Genomic DNA, 1115 nt, shown 5'->3' on the forward strand with positions numbered 1-1115 from the left:
GGCGCACGTCCACCTGGACCTCCAGGTAGCGGGTGGTCTCGTCGGTGACGTGGTAGAGGTCGCGGGGGAGGGTGTGGATCGGCCGCGGGTCGCCCAGCGCCTCGCACTCGCCGCCGATCACGTGGGAGACCACGTCGCGCACGGACCAGCCTGGGCACTCCGTGGGGCGGTTCCACTCGCCGTCCACGAGGGAGGAGACGAGCTCGGATATCGCCTCGATGGACTGGGTCCAGGCGTCGATGGACGGCTGAAGGCTCTGCACGGTCACGGGACCCCTCGTGGCGGTTCGGCGCTGCTGGCTTGGAAGTTCACACCGTACGCCGGGCCGGCGCGGCGGGTGAATGTTTCTGGTGACGAATCCTAGGGCCCTCCCCTGCCGGTGGAGAACCTCGGGAGAGCACCGCTCCCGCTCGCGCGACCTGCCCATGTCGCCGCCGTGACGCCCGGGTTTCGGGGGTCCTCTGACGGGCCGTCGCCGGGTCGCCGTCGGGTCGCTGTCGAGTCGCCGCCGGTCCGCCGGGCCGCCGTCAGGCCGTCGCCGGTCCGCCGTCAGGGCCGCCAGGACGGGTCGAGGAAGGCCGTCATGGCGTTGGCCAGCAGGTAGGGGTCGGCCACGGCGCACAGCTCGCGGGCGGAGTGCATGGAGAGGATGGCCGCGCCCACGTCCACGGTGGCGATGCCGTGGCGGGCCGCGGTGATCGGGCCGATGGTGGTGCCGCAGGGCATGGCGTTGTGCGAGACGAAGCTCTGCCAGGGCACCCCGGCGCGCTCGCAGGCGGCGGTGAACTCCGCGCGGCCCGACCCGTCCGTGGCATAGCGCTGATTGACGTTCACCTTCAGGAGGGGGCCGCCGCCGGCCATGGGGTGGTGCGTGGGGTCGTGCCGCTCCGCGTAGTTGGGGTGGACGGCGTGCCCGGTGTCGGAGGAGAGGCACAGGGAGCCGGCCAGGGCGCGGGCGCGCTCCTCGTAGCCGCCGCCGCGCGCGTGCACGGATCGTTTCAGCACCGTCCCGAGCAGGGGGCCCTCGGCGCCGGTGTCGGAGGTGCTGCCGTTCTCCTCGTGGTCGAACGCCGCGAGCACCGGGATGAACGACAGGCCCGCGCCGTGGGCGGAGA

General features: G+C 73.3%; 2 protein-coding genes. Both read right to left on the bottom strand.

Annotated elements, in window-relative coordinates; genetic code table 11:
- On the bottom strand, positions 1–268 hold a 268-nt coding region (locus D7231_RS35440), incomplete at its 3' end, for a maleylpyruvate isomerase family mycothiol-dependent enzyme (RefSeq protein WP_147449914.1).
- Between the two features lie 281 nt (positions 269–549).
- Positions 550–1115 (bottom strand): zinc-binding metallopeptidase family protein (locus tag D7231_RS35445; protein WP_479685694.1); only part of this gene is annotated, 566 nt, incomplete at its 5' end.

Source organism: Streptomyces klenkii (assembly GCF_003626645.1).
In the GTDB taxonomy this organism is placed as follows: Bacteria; Actinomycetota; Actinomycetes; order Streptomycetales; family Streptomycetaceae; genus Streptomyces; species Streptomyces klenkii.